Source organism: Bradyrhizobium sp. WSM4874, from assembly GCF_055811835.1.
In genome coordinates this window covers 1-2197 of record NZ_JBVVPR010000130.1, presented here as the reverse complement: position 1 = coordinate 2197, position 2197 = coordinate 1, and the positions used below count along the sequence as shown (strand labels likewise).

The following is a 2197-nucleotide window of genomic DNA, read 5'->3' as shown; positions in this document are numbered from 1 at the left end:
GGTTATGGGTCCCGGCCTTCGCCGGGACGACCCGTGGTTGGTAACTCGGCTCAATCCACCATCTCCGCAACCGCCTTGCCGCATGCGGTCGTGTCAGCGTTGCCGCCGAGGTCCTTGGTGCGGAGCGTGCGCTCGGCCAGCGTGCGTTCGATCGCATCGACGATCGACTTGCCGGCTTCCTTCTCGCCGAGATGCTCGAGCATCATCGCGCCGGACCAGATTGCGCCGATCGGATTGGCAATGCCCTGTCCCGCGATATCGGGCGCCGAGCCGTGCACCGGCTCGAACACCGACGGGAAATTGCCCTCGGGGTTGATGTTGCCTGACGGCGCGATGCCGATGGTGCCGGTGCAGGCCGGGCCGAGATCGGACAGGATGTCACCAAACAGATTGGAGCCGACCACGACGTCGAACCAGTCCGGATGCAGCACGAAGTTCGCGGTCAGGATGTCGATGTGGTACTTGTCCCACTTCACGCCCGGAAACTTTTTCGCCATCGCCTCCACGCGCTCGTCCCAATAGGGCATGGTGATGGAGATGCCGTTCGACTTGGTCGCCGACGTCAGGTGCTTCTTCGGCCGCGACTGCGCGAGTTCGAATGCGAACTTCAGGATGCGATCGACGCCGACGCGGGTCATCACCGTCTGCTGCGTCACGAACTCACGGTCGGTGTCCGGGAACATGCGGCCGCCGACGGAGGAATATTCGCCTTCGGTGTTCTCGCGCACCACCCAGAAATCAATGTCGCCGGGCTTGCGGTTAGCCAGTGGCGACGGCACGCCCGGCATCAGCCGCACGGGGCGCAAATTCACATACTGATCGAACTCGCGGCGGAACTTGATCAACGAGCCCCAGAGCGAGACGTGATCCGGAATCTTGGTCGGCCAACCGACCGCACCGAAGTAGATGGCATCGTGCTTGCCGATCTTTTCCTTCCAATCGTCCGGCATCATCTGGCCGTGCTTCTCGTAATAGTCCCAGGACGAGAAGTCGAAATGATCGAAATGAAGCGACACGCCGTGCTTCTTCGCCGCGGTCTCCAGAACGCGCAGACCCTCCGGCATCACTTCCTTGCCGATGCCGTCGCCGGGAATGACCGCGATCCGGTATTGTTTCTTGCTCATCGAGAACGTCCTTGATTGGTCCGGCAGCCGCCGCCTTTTTGACCGCACTGCAATGGACCAAACGCGGCGGCAGTGCAACGCTGCACTGCAATGTTGACCATGGCGCGGCCGACCGCCTACTGATTTCATTCCTGTTCCTCTCCTGCGAGTAACTCCCATGGATCTGCATCTGCGTGGCAAGCGCGTCCTGATCACGGGCGCGTCCAAGGGTATCGGCGCAGCCGCCGCCGAAGCCTTTGCCGAGGAAGGCTGCCATCTCCTGCTCGCCGCCCGCAACGACGATCAACTCAAGGCTCTGGCCGAGCGCTTGCGCTCGGCGCACCAGATCGATGCCGCCAGCAGCATCGTGGATTTGCGCAAGAGCGAGGATTTGACGCGGCTCGCCAGGGAAGCCGCCGACATCGACGTGCTCGTCAACAACGCCGGCGACATTCCCGGCGGCTCCATCGACAAGATCGACGAGGCGACCTGGCGGCACGCCTGGGAGTTGAAAGTGTTCGGCTACATCAACCTCACGCGCATGATCTATGCGCAGATGAAGGCGAAGGGCGGCGGCGTGATCGTCAACGACATCGGCGCGGCCGGCGAGAAATTCGACGCCAACTACATTTGCGGCAGCGCCGGCAACGCCGCCCTGATGGCCTTCACCCGCGCGCTCGGGGGCAAGAGCCTCGCCGACAACATCCGCGTGGTCGGCATCAATCCCGGCCCCGTCGGCACCGACCGTCACGTCACCCTGCTGAAGACGCGGGCAAAGCACCAGTTCGGCGACGAGAACCGCTACAAGGAATTCCAGAAGAGCCTGCCGCTCGGCAGGCCTGCACATGCGCGCGAGATCGGCGATCTCATGGCGTTCCTCGCGTCCGATCGCGCAGGCTATACGTCCGGCGTGATTTACACGGTGGACGGCGGCATCAGCGCAGGATGGGGTTAACTCTATCCACGTCGTTGCGAGCGCAGCGGCATTTTAGCCCCAACATTTTGGGAAGGGGGCAAATAGGGTGAAAACAACCGAAAACGGGGGCCCCCAAAAACACAAGATGTAAAAAATTTTTTGAAAATATTTTAGAGGA

Annotated in this window: 2 protein-coding genes; one reads left to right on the top strand and one right to left on the bottom strand. The window is 61.8% G+C overall.

From position 1 onward, the window contains the following. Positions 1-50 precede the first annotated feature (50 nt). Positions 51-1124, bottom strand: a complete 1074-nt coding sequence (locus tag AC0L3P_RS39570; protein WP_473309408.1) for a tartrate dehydrogenase — start codon at positions 1122-1124, stop codon at positions 51-53. Between the two features lie 157 nt (positions 1125-1281). Here AC0L3P_RS39570 and AC0L3P_RS39565 point away from each other — a divergent pair, with 157 nt between their 5' ends. Further along, positions 1282-2058, top strand: a complete 777-nt coding sequence (locus tag AC0L3P_RS39565; protein WP_473309407.1) for an SDR family oxidoreductase — start codon at positions 1282-1284, stop codon at positions 2056-2058. The last annotated feature ends 139 nt before the right edge of the window (positions 2059-2197 follow it).

Bases quoted from the DNA above. Each gene is read 5' to 3' on its own strand.
- AC0L3P_RS39570 (WP_473309408.1), bottom strand. From the start codon at position 1,124: ATGAGCAAGAAACAATACCGGATCGCGGTCATTCCCGGCGACGGCATC.
- AC0L3P_RS39565 (WP_473309407.1), top strand. From the start codon at position 1,282: ATGGATCTGCATCTGCGTGGCAAGCGCGTCCTGATCACGGGCGCGTCC.